This is a genomic window from Dyadobacter pollutisoli, assembly GCF_026625565.1.
GTDB classification, from domain to species: Bacteria; Bacteroidota; Bacteroidia; order Cytophagales; family Spirosomataceae; genus Dyadobacter; species Dyadobacter pollutisoli.
In genome coordinates, this window is record NZ_CP112998.1 from 4,163,553 (window position 1) to 4,179,862 (window position 16,310).

Below are 16,310 nucleotides of genomic sequence, written 5' to 3' on the forward strand. Positions count from 1 at the left end.
AGTTGGTGTTGTAGCCTTTCTTTTCCATGGTTAAGTTTTTTAGAAAATCGTGAGTCATGTAAAAAAATGTCATTTTCTTGCTTGTTGAGTCGTTAAAATCCGCCGCAGCTAGGTCTTGCGAGGCCGGGAAAAAGAGGTGTACCCCGGCATGACAGGATTTTATTTTACTGATAACCCGATACCCGCCTCACTAGTTCAAAAAAATGCCCTTCATTTTGTATTTTACCGTTAAAATGAAAAAAAATGTTTTGCCTTATTTCACTAACCGCACCTATAATTGTCAAGTCCTGACCAACTTTAAACTTCAATGACCGGCAAGTTTTCATCAGGCAAAACAGGAGTTTTTTATGTTACCACCACACACATTTCCTAAATTTCCTCTACCACAACACTTTCCCGTACCTTACCGGTGCGTAATCTGAATGCCGTCCATTTTTCGCCCACCCTGTCGACCAAATAGTATGCCATAGGTACCAGATAGATGGTAAGCAGCATCGAACTGGTCAATCCGCCTATTAAAACCCATGCCAGCGAGTTCTTCCATTCCGCCCCTGCACCAGTTGCTGTGGCGATTGGGATCATCCCGATAACCATTGCGATCGTCGTCATCAGGATCGGTCTCAGCCGTTCTTCACCTGCGATCAGGATCGCCTTTCGGAACGGAATACCCTGTGCTTTTTGCTGATTCGCAAAGTCGACGATCAGAATTGCATTTTTAACTACAAGCCCGATCAGCATCAGCATACCCAGCAAGGCGAAAATCCCGATGTTTGAGGATGATAATGCCAGTGCCAGCAATGCTCCTACCACTGCAACAGGAATGGAGAACAATACGACAAACGGATAGATAAAGCTGTCGTAAAGCAGTACCATGATAAAATACACCAGAAGCAACCCTGCCAGCATCGCGAGACCCAGCGATCCGAACCCTTCACTCTGGTTCTTGGCATCTCCTCCCCACGTAAGAATAATGTCTGATGGCAGCGGATGCTGCACCAAACCTGCTTGAATATTGCTCACTAACGTTCCTGAACCAATCCCTAATGTATTAGCGGTTACAGTCACTGATGAACGTCGATTTTTCCGTTCCACGATCGAAGGCCCTGTGCTCAATGTGACGTTTGCAAACTCTGCCAGTCGTACCGGACGCTTGGCCGCCGGACTGTAAAAAGTGATGCTTTTCACATCGTCAGGATTCTTCCGGTCAAAAGCATCCAGCATGATCCGGATGTCATAATCTTCACCGCTGTCGCGGTATTTGGAATCATCATTACCTGCGAATGCGTTCTGCATGGTGGCTCCGACAGTCTGAATATCCAGACCGAGCTTGGCCATTTTTTCGCGATCAATGTCTACCCTCACCTCAGGATTTCCAGCTTCCACCGAGACATTCACATCATTAGCTCCCGGCGTTTGTCTCAGACGGTTCGCCAGATCATTGGCCGCTACCAGGATTTCGTCGAGATTATCGCCGCTAAGGAATATCTCAATAGGGGCAGTTCCGGAATTCACTATACCCACCGCTGCGGAATTAAATTCCACACCTGCGAACTTTTGTTCCAGTTCTTTCCTCACTGCCAACATATAGTCCTCAGTAGGTTGTGCATTCTTTCTTTCCTCCACGGGAACCAGCTCAATGGTAAGCTCAGTACGATTGGTCTCGCCCTGGCCTGAACTGTTCAAGCCGGTACTGGCACCACCTACGTTCGCAAAAATGGTTTTCACTTCCGGTTTTTTCCTCAAATAGTCTTCAATACTTCTCGCATTGAGGTTATTCTGTTGCAGCGAAGCACTTTTATCAAGCTTCATCGTGAGCAGGAACTTGCCCTGGTCACCTTCGGCAACAAACTCGGAACCGATAATTCCAAGGCTCATTACCCAGGCAGTCATCGCGAATATGGCTATCAGTATTCCCGAGAAGGCCAGTTTGTGGCTCAAAACCCATTCCAAACTTCCGTGATACCATTTCGTCAGCTTGGTCAACCCTTTTTCAAACCATAGTAAAAATGCCTGAACAGGATTTTTCGGATCAAGATGCTCGATACGCGCCATCTTGGAGGTCATCCAGGGCGTAAGCGTGAAGCTCACCAGCAAGCTGACCATTGTCGCAAATGCTACCGTCAGCGAGAACTGGCGTAGCAAATCCGCAATCACGGAATTAACCATGGTGATCGGAACAAATACGACTACAATCACCAGTGTAATGGCCAATGCTGCAAAACCGATTTCAGTAACACCGTCTACCGTGGCCGTCCAGCGATCTTTACCCATTTCAAGGTGCCGCTGAATATTTTCCAATATTACAATGGAGTCATCGACCAGAATACCGATTACCAGCGACAATGCGAGCAATGTCATCAGGTTGAGCGAGTAACCCATCACATACATAAACAAGAATGCGGCGATCAATGATGCTGGTACTGAAACCATTACAATGAATGCATTCCGGAAACTATGAAGGAAAAGCAGCATTACCGCCGCTACCAGGATCACCGCAATGATCAGGTCATGGGTAACTGCCTCAACCGATTCCAATGTAAAAATGCTGCTGTCGTATGCAATCCCAAATTTGACCTTGTCCTTTGCATTGGCTTTTTCAATGGCAGCGAGTTTCGCCTGAACCGATTTACTGATCTCCACGGCATTGGCATCGGACTGTTTTTTGATAAACATACCAATCCCGTTGACGCCATTGTACCGGCTGATACTCTCGGCATCGGTGAGCCCATCGGTAATTTCAGCTACGTCGCCTACCCGAATCGGGCTTCCGTTGACAGGCGACGTGATCACCAGGCTACGAATGTCGTCAAGCGAAGCGAATTTACCAGCCAGACGAAGCGTCATATTTTCAGAAGGGCTTTTTACTTTCCCCGTCGGGAAATCCACATTAGCCTGGTTAATGGCTTGTGTTACCTGCAACAGCGACAAGCCGTAAAAGTTGAGCTTATCATTATTCACATTCACACGGATCTCGCGCTGGTCACCACCCACCATATTGATCTCGGCAACGCCCGGGATCTGTTGAAGAACAGGCAGGTACTTGTCTTCTACCTGCTGATAAAACACTTCGTTGGGCAGACTGGATGTGGCCAGCAGCTGCATAATTGGCTGGTCGCTAGGCGATATTTTGGACAAAGAAGGCGTTTCCGCATCGTCCGGCAAGTCACTCAGCATGTTATTTACATCACGCTGCGCATCTTCCAGTGCTTTATCAATGTCGGTACCAGCTTTGAACTGCACGATCACCAGCGAAGCGCTTTCGTATGATTTGGAGGTAACTTCTTCAATATTATCCAGGCCGGACACCGCATCCTCAATCTTCTTGCTGATTTCAGCTTCCACTTCCGTAGGTGCCGCGCCTGGATATAATGTAGTAATGGTGATGGTTGGTACCGAAAACTCGGGTAACAGCACGTAGCTGAGCTGCGTGTAGGAAGCCAATCCGCCGATGAAGAGTATCGCAAAAAGTACGATAATCATCGAAGGACGCTTTAATATGGTTTCAACAAATTTCATAATACTGTCTGTTGGAATAAATTACTGGGCAATGACCGATGTACCATCCTGCAAATTGATCTGTCCGCTCGTAACAACCCTGTCACCTGCTTTCAAACCTTTGGTAATTTCATAGTAATCGTTCGTGGTAGAACCGATCCCTACCGAGCGTAGCACTGCTTTTCCATTCTCCACCACATATAGCTGCGGCTGCTTCGCCGATCCCATAATTGCCTGACGCGGAACGGAAAGTGCCTCACCTTTCACGTCTGTCGAATTGGCGATGGAACCATACATACCTGCTTTCAGCGGATGATTTTGCGAATTGGCCACCGTAATTTCTACCGGGTAATTGTGCGCATCATCACCTTCGGCGGCTACCATCGTCACCCGTCCTTTCAGGTCGGCATCGGGATTTACGTCTGTTTTAATGACAATGGATTTACCTGTACGAAATTCATTAATTGATTTCTCCGGGATGTTAACCACCAGTTTCAATGAAGAAATATCCGTAATCTCCGCCATAGGTGTCCCTATGCTCACTACTGAACCTTTTTCTACCATTTTAGCAGTAATGATCCCTCCAAAAGGCGCAATAATATTGGTGTTCTGGATCTGCTTGTTCAGTTGTTTAATTTGCGCCTGCGTGCTGCGAATACTAAGCTGCGTCCTTTCCAGGTTCACCGCCGGAACTGCATCGCCCTTCACCAGGACTTCATATCTTTTCAGGTCGTTCTGATATCCTTCCAATGTGACTTGCAAAGCTTCCACCTGGTAACGTAGTTGCTCATCGTCCAGCTTGGCGATCAGTTGCCCCGCCTTTACAAATTGCCCCTCCTCGATTGTCAGACGAATGATTTCGCCACCCGCCTGCGGACGGATCTCGACCTTGCGATTAGGTGTAAATGAGCCCAGAAAAGCCGATTCCTGAGATAATTTGCGCATTTCCGCCACCGCTGTTTTAACACCTACTTTCGGGTCCGGGTCGGGAACATAAACTTTCTGTGCTGTCTGCTCTTTGTTGCTCAGCAACTTTGCTGCGGTTAGGCCGATGACGGCGATCACACCGAGAAATATAAAAAGACGTTTCATAATGTGGCTGTTGATAGATAATGATGGTGTTGACTATTTTTGAATTAATGATCCCGTGGCCTTTTTCCATTCCAGTTCCGCTTTGAGCAACTGTACTAATGAAGTCAAATAGTTGCTCTGCGCATCCAGGAGGCTGTTTTCAGATTGAATGACGTCCGTCAGAGAAACAGTACCCTCTTTAAATTGAAGCTGGATCTGTTTATAAACCCGTTCCGCCAGTGCAACCTGATCCTTCTTTGCGTTAATGTTCTTTTGCTCCACCCCGAACTTGTTCCGAGCATTGGCCTCCTCCATTTGAATGGATTCTTTCACCTGCCGCAACTGTACATTCAATTTCTCCTTATCAATCTGGTTCTGGCTTCTTTTGGCCCTTCTTGCAAGTCCATCAAAAACGCTCCAATTAAGCTGCAAACCTGCCCAATAGCCCGGCACATCCTGAAAAGTGGAGTTCTCCCCTGCTTTGGCATAAAAAGCCATATTGGCTACTCCGTAAGCATTTACCGTGGGAATTAATCCTGATTTAATGTTCCTGTCCTGTAATTCGTTCAGGTCTTTTTGCTTTTGTAAAAGCGCCACATCAGTACGCCTTGTTTCATCAAATCCATCCCGGGCCGGCAGCGCAACACCGCTAACGTTTACTACTATACGAATAGAATCCGATTGCGGTGTTCCGGTGTAATATTTCAACAAATTAACCAGCTGACTATAATTGTCTTTTAATGTAGCCAGCTGGGTTTCTGTTGTAGTTCTGTTGATGATAATGCGGTCTACGTCTACTCTCTGGCCCAATTTGTTCTGATAAAGAAGGTTTGAGACTTTATAAAGCTTGTCCAGCGACACCAGGTTACTGTCCAGAAAAGCCATTTGTTGCACCACGGTGACAAGGTTGTAATAAGCGTCTGTTACATTGTAGGCAACGTCTTCTTTTGTCTTCACAGTACTCAATGATGTCAGCTCGCGGTTCAGGTTGGCAGCTTTCAAAGCATATTTAACGGAGGGATTGTACAGGTTCTGAGTTACTTGTGCCGTAGTAGACAAATTGTATGGCAACCCAAAAGCCAATGTGCTGTAAGAACCTTCCGGTCCTCCGAAAGCACTGGCCGGTACGACCTGCCCGGGAATCTTGAAATATCTTTTATAATCACCCGATACATTCACGCTCGGTAACAGGGCAGATTTCACTTCGTCAATCTTAGCATTGGTTTTCAGTTCGTCAAGGCGTGCAGACTGAATGCTGAAATCGTTTTTCATGGCCAGATCAAGCAACTGGCTCAGATTGTAGTCCTGCGCATGCAGGCTTTGCGTGGCTAAAAGGCATAGCACGGCCAGTAAATGAAATTTAAATTTCATAGCAGTAGATCAAATAAATGTTTATTTTAAATGGTTGTTTAAACCCAGGGCAAAAAAAATCGTTGTTAACCGATCACCAAATAATTGCAGATCATTTCTTTAACGTGTTCTTTCTGCGCCTCAGCATGAACTTCAAATTCCTCTTCTGTTAGGTTGAAAAGCTTTTTGTGAATGTGCTTTCCCAAAAATATGAACTCTACATTACACTTAATCAGCGGCAAAATAGTTTCGAGTTGCATAGGCCTCAGTGTTCCGTTTGCAACACCTTCCTCCAACTGTTGTATAAAGTAGGTATTTCGAATCTGATGAAAAAAAGACATATCAGGAAAAAGGCGGTCAGGCTCTTTGTGAATCTCATTCATGATAAAAATGATAAGGTCCGGTTCCTCTTTCATCATCTTGAAATCATTCTCAATCATTTCCGAAATCTTTGCCTTAACGTCAATCTTTTTATTCAGAATATCGACGGTACTTTGAAAATACTCTCCCAGGATGTCCCTGAAAATCTCTAAAAAAAGCTTCTCCTTACTACGGAAATAATAATTGGTCAATGCAATGTTCATGTCGGCCTCCCGCGCAATGTCACGCGACGTGGTCCCATCGAAACCTTTTTTCAGAAAAACCCGCTTCGCCGCTTCCTTGATCTTATCCTCACTCTTTTCTGCTATGCACTTCACTTTGATTACCGATTAGGTTTGTTTTGATCTTCTAAAACAGTTGTTCCAGTATTATCGATTCAAAGGTTGGAAATAAATTTCAAACTCACAAACGTTTTAAATGAATAATTTAAACAATCATTTAAAATGTTCATTTGAGGATAGAAATTATTTAATTTATACAATTCCGTTGCCCCCAATGGAATTGCCACAATGGAATTGCCCCAATAGATTAGTGTCGGTGCCCCGCGTTCTCCTGCGATTGAATGGCCGTAATGATGACCGTATTGAAAATATCCTCAACCGTACAGCCACGGCTCAGATCATTGATTGGCTTATTAAGTCCCTGTAACATAGGCCCAATTGCCAACGCACCCGTTTCACGTTGCAATGCTTTATAAGTGTTGTTACCCGTGTTGAGGTCCGGGAAAATAAACACGCTCGCCCTTCCCGACACGTCAGGATTTGACGATTTTTGACTACCCACCATCGGGTCCACCGCGGCATCGTACTGGATTGGCCCGTCAATCTTAATGTCAGGCCGCTTTTGCCGCACCAATGCAGTGGCTTCTCTCACCCTTTCCACGTCCTCGCCTTCGCCGGACGAGCCCGAAGAATACGATAACATGGCGATCCTCGGCTCTATGCCAAACAGCTTGCTGCTTTCCGCAGAAGAGATCGCTATTTCCGCCAGTTCCTCTGCTGTCGGGTTCGGATTAACGGCGCAATCTCCAAAAACGCTTACCCGCTCCGGCAGGCACATAAAAAATACGGAGGAAACCAGAGAAACGCCAGGCTTGGTCTTAATGAACTGCAATGCCGGCCTGATCGTATGCTGTGTAGTATGCACAGCACCCGAAACCATTCCGTCCGCATGGCCTTTGTACACCATCATGGTACCGAAATACGAAACGTCCGTCATGAGGTCACGGGCCATTTCTTCATTCACATTTTTATATTTCCGAAGCGCATACAATGTCTCCACATAAGAATCATAGTTCTCGGAAGTGGCCGGGTCCACGATTTTGATTGCATTGAGGTCCAGGTTCAAGCCGAGCCTTTTCAGTGATGCCGCGATTTCCACCGGATTTCCGAGCAGCGTCAGGTTCACGATGTTCTGACTGATCAAACGGGCGGCGGCTTTCAAAATCCGGTCGTCGTTACCTTCGGGCAATACAATGTGCTTCTTCTCGCTTTTTGCCCATTTCATGAGCTGGTACTGGAACATATGCGGCGTAATCCCTTCGGACCTGAACGTGATGATCTTGTCGTCAAGCACTTTCATATCCACATATTTCTCAAAAATATCGATGGCGAGCGTGATCTTCTTCTTGTTATCAGCAGAAATCCTTGAATGAATCGCACCTACCCGCGTCGTGGTCTCAAAAGTTCCTTTTTGCACTGAGATGACCGGTACAATGGTTTGAAGACCTTCAATCAACCGCACAATGGGCTCCTCTGGCTCCGTTCCGGCAGTGAGTAAGATACCCGCCACCTTGGGATAATTGGCAGACAGGTTAGCCTGCAACGCACCAATGATGATGTCACCCCGGTCACCTGGTGTAATGATCAGTACATTCTCTTTGATGTGGTTTAAGAAATTCGGGAGCATCATCGCGCCGGTCACAAAATGATCTACCTGGCTGGAAAGAAGGTTTTCACCAAAAAGGACTTTTGCATCCAGCGCATCGGCGATCTCTTTCATTGTTGGACTTTGCAGGTTTTTGTCCCACGGGATCACCGTCAGCATCATATCCTCAGGTAACTGCATGCGCAACAATTCGTGCACATCATCAACCTGTTCCGGTTTCACACGGTTTGCGATGATGCCCAGCACCTGTACCTCTCGGGATTCAAAATTACGGAGTACATTCAGTGCGGAATTAATGATCTGCTCGGTAGACTTATTTTCCCCGTTAATGATCGTCAGAACCGGCGCGCCCAGGTTTTTGGCGATAGCAGCATTGGTTTCAAACTCAAAAGCAACACCTTCACCCAGGAAATCGCTTCCTTCGATAACCGTGAAATCATAAGCTTCTTCCAGCTTTTTGAACTTGCCAATGATCGTATTGATCATTTCCCGCCAATTCTCCGACTCGGACTGCTGCAACACCTCATGTCTGCTGAAAGCGTACGTGTCCTCATAGGCGATTGGAAGAGAAAAGTGGTTGAGGATCGCTTCAATGTGCTTATCCCGGGTTCCGGGCGACTGCTGTGAAATGATAGGCTTGAAAAAACCGATCTTTTTCGTCTTGGCGAGAAGCATATTTACCAGCCCCAAGGCGATCACTGATTTACCGGCATAAGGCTCCGCGGACGCAATAAAAATCGTTTTCGTCATAACCAGCTTTCAGTTAACCTGCAATTATTCAAGCATATTCCAGTCGGCAATGTGCTCGTCCTGCTTTTCCACCAGCCACACGCGGCTTCCGGGGAAATGTTTCAGGTAGGCCTTACTTTTATCGATTCCTGCCACGCTGAATGCAGTCGCCAAAGCATCGGCAACTGTGCCGTCGGGTGAAATCACCGTAGTCCGAACATGGAATAGCAGCCCTATACCTGTCTGTGGATCAACAATATGTGAATATTTCACGCCTTTGTATTCCATAAATCGGTAAGTGGGGCCGGAAGTAGCGAGGGCCACATTTGAAAGCGCCATGGTTTTGAGGGAATCGCTGCCATTGGAAATCGTAATATTCCAGCCTTTGGTACCCGGAGGCGGGTTGGTGAGGACTATTTTTCCACCTGCATCCATCATGGCGGAAGTAATGCCCATGTTTTTCAACACTTTTATGGCTTCTTCGGCAGCATATCCTTTTCCTAATCCGCCAATATCCAGTCGCATGCCTTTTTGGATCAGCAAAACACTTTGCTTGGCACGATCCAGTTGCATTTTGGTATATCCTGTCTTTTGTAAAGCTTCATGGATCTCTTCTTGGGGAGGGAAAATCCCTTTGCGGGTGGCATGTCTCCACATTTGAACGACCGGCCCTAATGTAGCATCAAATGCACCACCTGTTTTTTTGCTAATATCCTGTGAAACAGCAAGTATGTCAAATAAATCTTTACTTACCGGAACCCATTTTCCGCTACCAGACTGAGCCGATAGCAAGTTTATTTCGCTACCGTCGCGGTAGTCACTCAAAATTTCATTTAGTTTTTCAATTCTTTCAAATGCACGCTTGGCAGCAAGGTTGGCCAGTGAGTCACCGGTGGCGTAAAAAACCAGTTTGAAAGGAGAGCCCATCATTCCCTTTTCAAAGCTATAACGCATTTCCTGGCCATCAGAATGAATGGAAAACAGGCAAAACAGCGCAGCAACTTTCAGGGACCTTAAAATAGTATTCATGTTGTAGTCGAAGAAAACGGCCTGAAAATTAACTCATTTTGCCCAATTACAGACCGCAAAGTAAATTATGTTTTGAAATCGGCAAACCCCTTTAATGCAGCGAGGGTATGGATTGTGAATCCATACCCTCGCTTATCTTTTTGATTTTCAGCCGAATACTATCCGTAATAATCCAGCAGATTGTCAGGGTCAGCATGGTGATGATGCGAGGCCATGGCATCCTTTAACATACCCACTCCGATAAACGGCAGGGATATGATGGTTGAAATGATCATTGCAACGAATAGGATCGTTGCAAATAACAGCTTTCCGGAATAATATATAATGTTTGACAGGAAGTTCATAACCGTAATGTTTATATGATATTTTTCATTGACAAAGTTAAATAAATAACCGTACCAGTCAAAAAAATATTATGATTTTATTATATATTTAGATGATTTTTAGATCAATAGCTAACATTCGATAGAAATCAATAGCTAATATTCTATTGTATGATAGTATAATAATTCAATTTATTCTATCGACAATCAAATCTATACTACAATACTATACACGCAAGGTTACAATGAATCGCCTCCTACTAATTATACTTCGGGTCATGTTCGGATCCATCCTCGCAGTGGCCACAGTTATCACCACGATTGTAATGTCTCCTGTTGTGCTGGCGCTGTGGATCTGGAAAAAATTCACAGATTTCCTCACCCAAAAGTGAACTGCTGGTTTCCATACTTTATATATTGCGTTGGAACCGTCTCAGCATATTCATTCCTATGAAAAGAAGAACTTTTATCCGGTTAGGCTCAGCCGCAGGTTTATCATCCATCATCATTCCATTCAGTCAATCTAATTCAAAAGCCGATGCAGCAGGTACCGGTTCAACAGCCACCGGGCCCGATTTATCGGAAATGAGCGTGGCTGAGCTGCAGAGAAAAATGAAAAGCGGAGTGCTGACTTCTCAGGGCATTACCAGCTTCTATCTCGATCAAATCGCCAAACTGGATAAGAAGGGGCCGAAACTGAATGCTGTTATCGAGATAAACCCGGACGCATTGAGCATCGCCGAGGCAATGGACAGGGAGCGAAAAGCAGGAAAAACGAGAGGCCCGATGCACGGCATCCCTATTTTGATCAAAGACAATATTGATACCGCTGATAAAATGCAGACTACCGCCGGTTCACTTGCGTTGGCTGGCAATGTTGCGGGTAATGACGCATTTGTTGTAAAAAAACTCAGAGAGGCCGGAGCAGTAATACTTGGTAAGACCAATTTGAGCGAATGGGCCAACTTCCGTTCCACGCGGGCGTCGAGCGGATGGAGCAGTCGCGGAGGTCAAACGAAGAATCCCTATATACTAGACCGTTCACCCTGCGGTTCCAGTTCGGGATCAGGCGTGGCCGTAGCTGCCAACCTCTGTGCAGTAGCTGTGGGGACCGAAACCAATGGCTCCATTGCCTGCCCCGCGTCGATGAATGGCGTGGTGGGAATTAAGCCTACGGTCGGACTGGTGAGCAGGTCCGGTATCATTCCAATTTCCAAAACACAGGATACGGCGGGTCCATTTGGACGAACTGTCGCAGATGTAGCAGCTTTGCTCGGCGCTATGACTGGCAATGATCCGGCTGATCCGGCAAGACACATTGCTACCTCCCCGATACCTGTTGACTATACCAAATTCCTCGATTCCGCGGCATTGAAAGGCAAAAGGATCGGAGTAGAAAAAAGCATGTTGAAAGTCCACGAAGGTATCGATTCACTTTTGGCCAAGGCAATAGCCCAAATGAAAGCAGCTGGGGCGGTGATCGTGGAAGTGGAATATATGAAAACCCAGGCGCTGGATGGCGCTGAATCAGCATTGCTGCAAATTGAGTTCAAGGACGGCGTGAATAACTATCTGTCACATTCCAATGCAAAGATCAAATCATTGGAAGGCCTGATTGCATTCAACAAAGCAAATGAAGCCAAAACAATGCCTTACTTCAAGCAGGAATTGTTTGAAACTTCGCAAGCAAAAGGAGATTTGAATACCAAAGCATATAAGGATGCATTGAGCAAAATAACCGGTGTCGCCGACTCGCTCAACAAGAAGTTTGAAGACGATAAACTCGATGCGCTCTGCGGCCCTGCCACGGGAGCTTCCTGGTGTATTGACCTCGTTAATGGCGATTTTTGGACGGGATATGGCGCATATGGGCCAGCTGCTATCTCCGGCTTTCCTTCCATTACCCTCCCGATGGGCAAGGTGGATGAGCTCCCTGTCGGCATATCGTTCCTCGGAAAGGCTTACGACGAGCCCGGACTGATCGGCATTGCTTATGCTTACGAGCAGGTTTCCAAAAATCGGGCTGCCCCGAAATTCATTGAGACCGTCGGCAAAAAGTAAATTAACTGACCACTATCGAGCCAGATATACCTCGTAAAAGGAGCCTTTTTGTCCTAAAAACTGATTGGCTTCCTGTTGCGAGTAAATCACCTTGCCCATTTGGTAAAAATCCTCGTACTGATTATAAGGATAGGGCGTGAATTTCACCAGATCGGGGAACAACATATGTGTGATGAGGTTCTCTTTCAATGCGCGTGTAATGTGCGAAACAGGTACAATGAGGCCCAGAAGCAGAAATAACACTACCGGATAGGCCATTTTCATCTTGTACCAGTCAGGCCGCTCTTTAATCCAGACGGAGAACCGGTGCAGAATGAACAAGGAAAGCAATGTCAGTACCGGAGTACTGCCGCGAAGAAACCAGTCGTTCCATTTGCCCATTCTGACCAGTGAAATCATGATCAGCAGCGCGAATAATGCATGAATGAAGCCACTGAAAGCGCTTTTGTGGAGATTGAGCAACAGCACAATTCCATATAGTACCAGCAGGTCTACCACAACCCCGAAAAAGTAATGGAAGGCTATTTCATTCAACGGCTTGAACTGCCAGATAAAGCCTGCAACCACCGAATTTTTCCCTGACAAAAAATAAAAGAATGTTGGAATAAAAAGTAACCCGGGCACCATAATGTCCATCATCGCCCTCGGATGCAGGAAATAACGCAAATCTTTGTGGTAGCGGAACAGTACCAGAATACCAAAGATGATGACGAAAACAATGGATGGGAATATTCCCCAAATAAAAATCGCGGTAACAGCCAGAAAGCTTCTTTCTGGTCTTTTTGCATAAACGTAGTCGTGGAACAGAATGCAGGAAACGATGATGATCGGAATAAGCTGATTGGGCGCCCACTGAGTTTGATACAATACCGGCCAGATCTCGGTGAAAAATGGGGGTACGTGATAGTTGAGACCAATTGCATGAAGCAAAAGCACTTTGGTAATGTGCCCCACACCGCCCAGCGACAGGAAGAATACAAGCGCGAGATAATTTTTACTCGTGAATACAAAAATCCAGCAAAGTCCTATAAATAGCCCAACCGAGGCCCAGAGGTAAAGCGCAATGCCCGAGAGCTCGCCCAGCCCTTTCGAAATAAGCGCCGGTACCAGGAAAAAACCAAAATAGTGGCATGCATACCGGCCATTTTCTTTGAATAAAACGGGCCAGGATTGATTATAGAGTGTATAATATTTGGAGTTATGGGCCCAGAAATCAAAAGCCTGAAAACAGAACCCGCCTATTCCCGAGAATGCGATGATCAGCAGGGAGATCAAAGAAATCTGCATCATTTGCCTGGTGTCCAGATCGGTTTTAAGCGTTTTTTCACGTTCGTAACTCTGGATAAACATGAAAATTAATCCGGCAACCAATAAGATCGAAATAGGCATTCGGAACCAGCCGAGTGAAAAGATAATGTTCGGCAGAAGCAAATAACCTAAACTTAAATTACGCAGTAGAGTTGTTTTCATTTAAAGATGCGGCCTTTTAATGATCGGTTTTGGTTGATGATGGCTAACTTAAAATCTGACAAAATTAATGGATTGATTTGTTATCAAATGTTAAGACAAAAACATATTTCAGAGGGTTGGAAAACGGATACGATTTTAGTGATAAATCAAGTCAGAATGCGGCTTTTTTTCAGAAACCGATCCAGGAGCATTGCCGGGGCGTATATCATTTCAAAAAGCTCCTATGAAATTAATCAGCCTGATTCTTCTGACTTGGTTTTTTAATGAGAGTAGGATTCCCAACTCCACGGTTGATAATCTTGACGTGGCACACTATTCAGGAACCTGGTACTCACTTTCTTCCATTCCGACATCCTACGACAAAGGCAGCCGGGAAACCACCGGAAAATATACCTGGAATAGCTCGGGCGGGTATTTTGATGTAGTGACCTCTTACAAAAAGCCCGGTAGCGAGGAGGTTTTCTCCATTCGTTCGAAAGTATATAAAAATACGGATCACGGCGCAAGGATGAAATGCCAGTTTGTGTGGCCGTTCAAGCTGGATTATTGGGTGATCGAGCTCGCTTCCGACTACTCTTATGCGGTTGTGGGCCATCCCGAGCATAAGCTTCTGTTTATCATGAGCCGCAAGAAAAATATGAACAAAAAGCTGTATTCAGAAATCGTTGCACGATGCCGGGAACGTGGCTATGATGTGGCCAAGCTCACTTCACAGCATCACGGTGAATAATTAAAAAACATTGGCTTTCCAGTATCCACCTGCTCTCTTGTCCTTTTACTGCCAAAGTAAAAAGTACCTTCATGGACAGAAGACAATTTGTAAAAAACAATACTGTAGCCCTTTGTGCATTACCAGTCGCTCATTTGTCAGGAATTTTTCCTGACAAAATCAATGCAGATAAAATGCCGCCCTGGCTGCTGGCCCTCGTCGCTCAAAATGACAAAGGAGTCGAATCGCTGAGGACTTATCAGATCAAAAACGTGCAGGGAGAGACTTATGGCGGGTTAAAGGATGGATTCGACATTCTTAATCCGCACAGTACGGCTGCTTTGGTACAATGGGGCGCGTGTGCATTGTTTTCTCCTTCTTCCAAATTTTACCAGTCTGCGGAATTGCTGGCCGATATGAACCTCGCGACGCTGTACCTCATCCGTACGCAGCACGCCGACGGGACCATTGACCTGCTTTCGACCAATTTCCATTCAACTCCTGATACCGGTTTTATTGTCAAAAGGCTTGCGATGGCTTACACTTTGGTTGAAAAATCGGGTACGCATGGAATTGAGAAGTTTTTATCAAATCTCAAAACTTTTCTGGTCCGCGCGGGTAATGCGCTGAGTGTGGGAGGGATTCATACGCCTAACCATCGCTGGGTAGTTTCTGCCGCGCTGACCAAGCTGAATGAACTTTGGCCTGACCCAAAATATGTTGCCCGGGCCGAGCAATGGCTGGGTGAACACATTGATATCGACAAAGATGGGCAGTACAATGAAAAAAGTACCTTCATTTATTCATCGCTGACAGATCGTTTGCTGATCACAGTTTCAAAGGGGCTGAAAAAACCAGAACCGCTGAATGATGTACGTAAAAACCTGGATATGACCTTGTATTATGTGCATCCCAATGCTGAAATCGTAACGGATGCGTCGGGACGACAGGATAAGGCGATCATTGGTACACTCGAAAATTACTATTATCCTTACCGGTACCTGGCCATTAAAGATCAGAATGGCACTTATGCCGCCATGTGCCGACTGATTGAAAAAACGGCCGCGCCCAAAACAGGCGCCTTTCTGGACTATTTCCTGACCGATGCTACATTGTGGGCCGAACTTCCCGCCGACAAAGCCCTACCTGTTGACTATGTCAAAACATTCCCAAATTCCGGCCTTGTGCGGATACGCAGAAATCAGCGCGACTGTACATTGATCGCCAACAATCCGGTTTGGTTTACTTTTATGAAAGGCAATGCAGTGTTGCAGGGCGTGCGGTTTGCTTCTTCATTTTTTGGAAAAGGACAATTTCAAACTGAGAAACTCGTACAAAACGGCAATACCTGGGAATTGACCCAAAAGCTGGAAGGCCCTTACTTCCAACCCATTGCGAAAGAAGCGATCTCCGCCGACGGCGACTGGGAGAAAATGCCAAAAGCCACCCGCCCTCAAAGCGAGGTACAAAAGCTCGAAACCCGAATCCTGATCCGGGAAACGACCGATGGTATGGAAATCGAAATCACGACCAATGGTACCGAACGTGTTCCGGCTGCATTGGAACTGATATTCAGGCCGGGCGGCGAACTGAAAGGTGTCACCAAAATTGAAAATACGAAAGACTCGTGGCTGCTCAAAGAGGAAACAGGCAGCTACCGTTTTGCAGACGATACTGTTTCATTTGGCCCGGGCCTTGCTTTGCATAAAAACATTGCATTGCGCGGCGCATTACCTGCCATGGAAGCGCCAACGGTATATCTGACAGGTTTTACACCCTTCCGGCACACGATACGTTTTCACTAA

General features: G+C 46.0%; 11 protein-coding genes. 3 read left to right on the forward strand and 8 right to left on the reverse strand.

The features are described 5' to 3' along the window. Nucleotides 1-369 precede the first annotated feature (369 nt). The 7 genes from ON006_RS17025 to ON006_RS17055 form a co-directional block, all read right to left on the reverse strand. Nucleotides 370-3,516 (reverse strand): efflux RND transporter permease subunit, encoded by a 3,147-nt coding sequence (locus ON006_RS17025; protein WP_244820573.1) that lies wholly within the window; start codon nt 3,514-3,516, stop codon nt 370-372. 21 nt (nt 3,517-3,537) lie between these two features. Beyond that, a complete protein-coding gene (locus ON006_RS17030) occupies nt 3,538-4,587 on the reverse strand; it encodes an efflux RND transporter periplasmic adaptor subunit (RefSeq protein ID WP_244820574.1) in 1,050 nt (349 codons plus the stop codon). 33 nt (nt 4,588-4,620) lie between these two features. Then, entirely contained in the window at nt 4,621-5,937 is a 1,317-nt protein-coding gene (locus ON006_RS17035) for a TolC family protein (protein ID WP_244820575.1), read from the reverse strand. A 65-nt stretch (nt 5,938-6,002) separates the two neighbouring features. Then, nucleotides 6,003-6,614: a TetR/AcrR family transcriptional regulator gene (locus ON006_RS17040; RefSeq protein WP_244820576.1), complete on the reverse strand. Its 612-nt coding sequence runs from the start codon at nt 6,612-6,614 to the stop codon at nt 6,003-6,005. 211 nt (nt 6,615-6,825) lie between these two features. Next, the gene (pta, locus tag ON006_RS17045; RefSeq protein ID WP_244820577.1) at nt 6,826-8,934 is read right to left on the reverse strand and encodes a phosphate acetyltransferase; all 2,109 of its coding nucleotides are present in this window, start codon (nt 8,932-8,934) and stop codon (nt 6,826-6,828) included. Nucleotides 8,935-8,958: 24 nt separating this feature from the next. Then, nucleotides 8,959-9,942, reverse strand: coding sequence for an FAD:protein FMN transferase (locus ON006_RS17050; protein WP_244820578.1), 984 nt, complete (start codon nt 9,940-9,942; stop codon nt 8,959-8,961). 158 nt (nt 9,943-10,100) lie between these two features. Beyond that, entirely contained in the window at nt 10,101-10,286 is a 186-nt protein-coding gene (locus tag ON006_RS17055; RefSeq protein ID WP_244820579.1) for a hypothetical protein, read from the reverse strand. A gap of 429 nt (nt 10,287-10,715) precedes the next feature. On the opposite strand from ON006_RS17055, the gene ON006_RS17060 reads away from it, so the two are divergent. After that, nucleotides 10,716-12,326: an amidase gene (locus ON006_RS17060; protein WP_244820580.1), complete on the forward strand. Its 1,611-nt coding sequence runs from the start codon at nt 10,716-10,718 to the stop codon at nt 12,324-12,326. 12 nt (nt 12,327-12,338) lie between these two features. Here the strand turns inward: ON006_RS17060 and ON006_RS17065 are convergent, their stop codons facing one another. Then, the gene (locus ON006_RS17065; protein ID WP_244820581.1) at nt 12,339-13,796 is read right to left on the reverse strand and encodes a hypothetical protein; all 1,458 of its coding nucleotides are present in this window, start codon (nt 13,794-13,796) and stop codon (nt 12,339-12,341) included. A 223-nt stretch (nt 13,797-14,019) separates the two neighbouring features. Between ON006_RS17065 and ON006_RS17070 the strand changes: the two genes are divergently transcribed. Beyond that, on the forward strand, nt 14,020-14,526 hold the full coding sequence (locus ON006_RS17070) for a lipocalin family protein (RefSeq protein ID WP_244820582.1): 507 nt from the start codon (nt 14,020-14,022) through the stop codon (nt 14,524-14,526). A 71-nt stretch (nt 14,527-14,597) separates the two neighbouring features. Further along, the gene (locus ON006_RS17075) at nt 14,598-16,310 is read left to right on the forward strand and encodes a hypothetical protein (RefSeq protein WP_244820583.1); all 1,713 of its coding nucleotides are present in this window, start codon (nt 14,598-14,600) and stop codon (nt 16,308-16,310) included.

Excerpts from the sequence above, each read along its gene's own strand:
- ON006_RS17055 (WP_244820579.1), bottom strand. The coding sequence starts at position 10,286 with ATGAACTTCCTGTCAAACATTATATATTATTCCGGAAAGCTGTTATTT.
- pta (WP_244820577.1), bottom strand. The coding sequence starts at position 8,934 with ATGACGAAAACGATTTTTATTGCGTCCGCGGAGCCTTATGCCGGTAAA.
- ON006_RS17025 (WP_244820573.1), bottom strand. The coding sequence starts at position 3,516 with ATGAAATTTGTTGAAACCATATTAAAGCGTCCTTCGATGATTATCGTA.
- ON006_RS17035 (WP_244820575.1), bottom strand. The coding sequence starts at position 5,937 with ATGAAATTTAAATTTCATTTACTGGCCGTGCTATGCCTTTTAGCCACG.
- ON006_RS17065 (WP_244820581.1), bottom strand. The coding sequence starts at position 13,796 with ATGAAAACAACTCTACTGCGTAATTTAAGTTTAGGTTATTTGCTTCTG.
- ON006_RS17050 (WP_244820578.1), bottom strand. The coding sequence starts at position 9,942 with ATGAATACTATTTTAAGGTCCCTGAAAGTTGCTGCGCTGTTTTGCCTG.
- ON006_RS17030 (WP_244820574.1), bottom strand. The coding sequence starts at position 4,587 with ATGAAACGTCTTTTTATATTTCTCGGTGTGATCGCCGTCATCGGCCTA.
- ON006_RS17060 (WP_244820580.1), top strand. The coding sequence starts at position 10,716 with ATGAAAAGAAGAACTTTTATCCGGTTAGGCTCAGCCGCAGGTTTATCA.
- ON006_RS17075 (WP_244820583.1), top strand. The coding sequence starts at position 14,598 with ATGGACAGAAGACAATTTGTAAAAAACAATACTGTAGCCCTTTGTGCA.
- ON006_RS17070 (WP_244820582.1), top strand. The coding sequence starts at position 14,020 with ATGAAATTAATCAGCCTGATTCTTCTGACTTGGTTTTTTAATGAGAGT.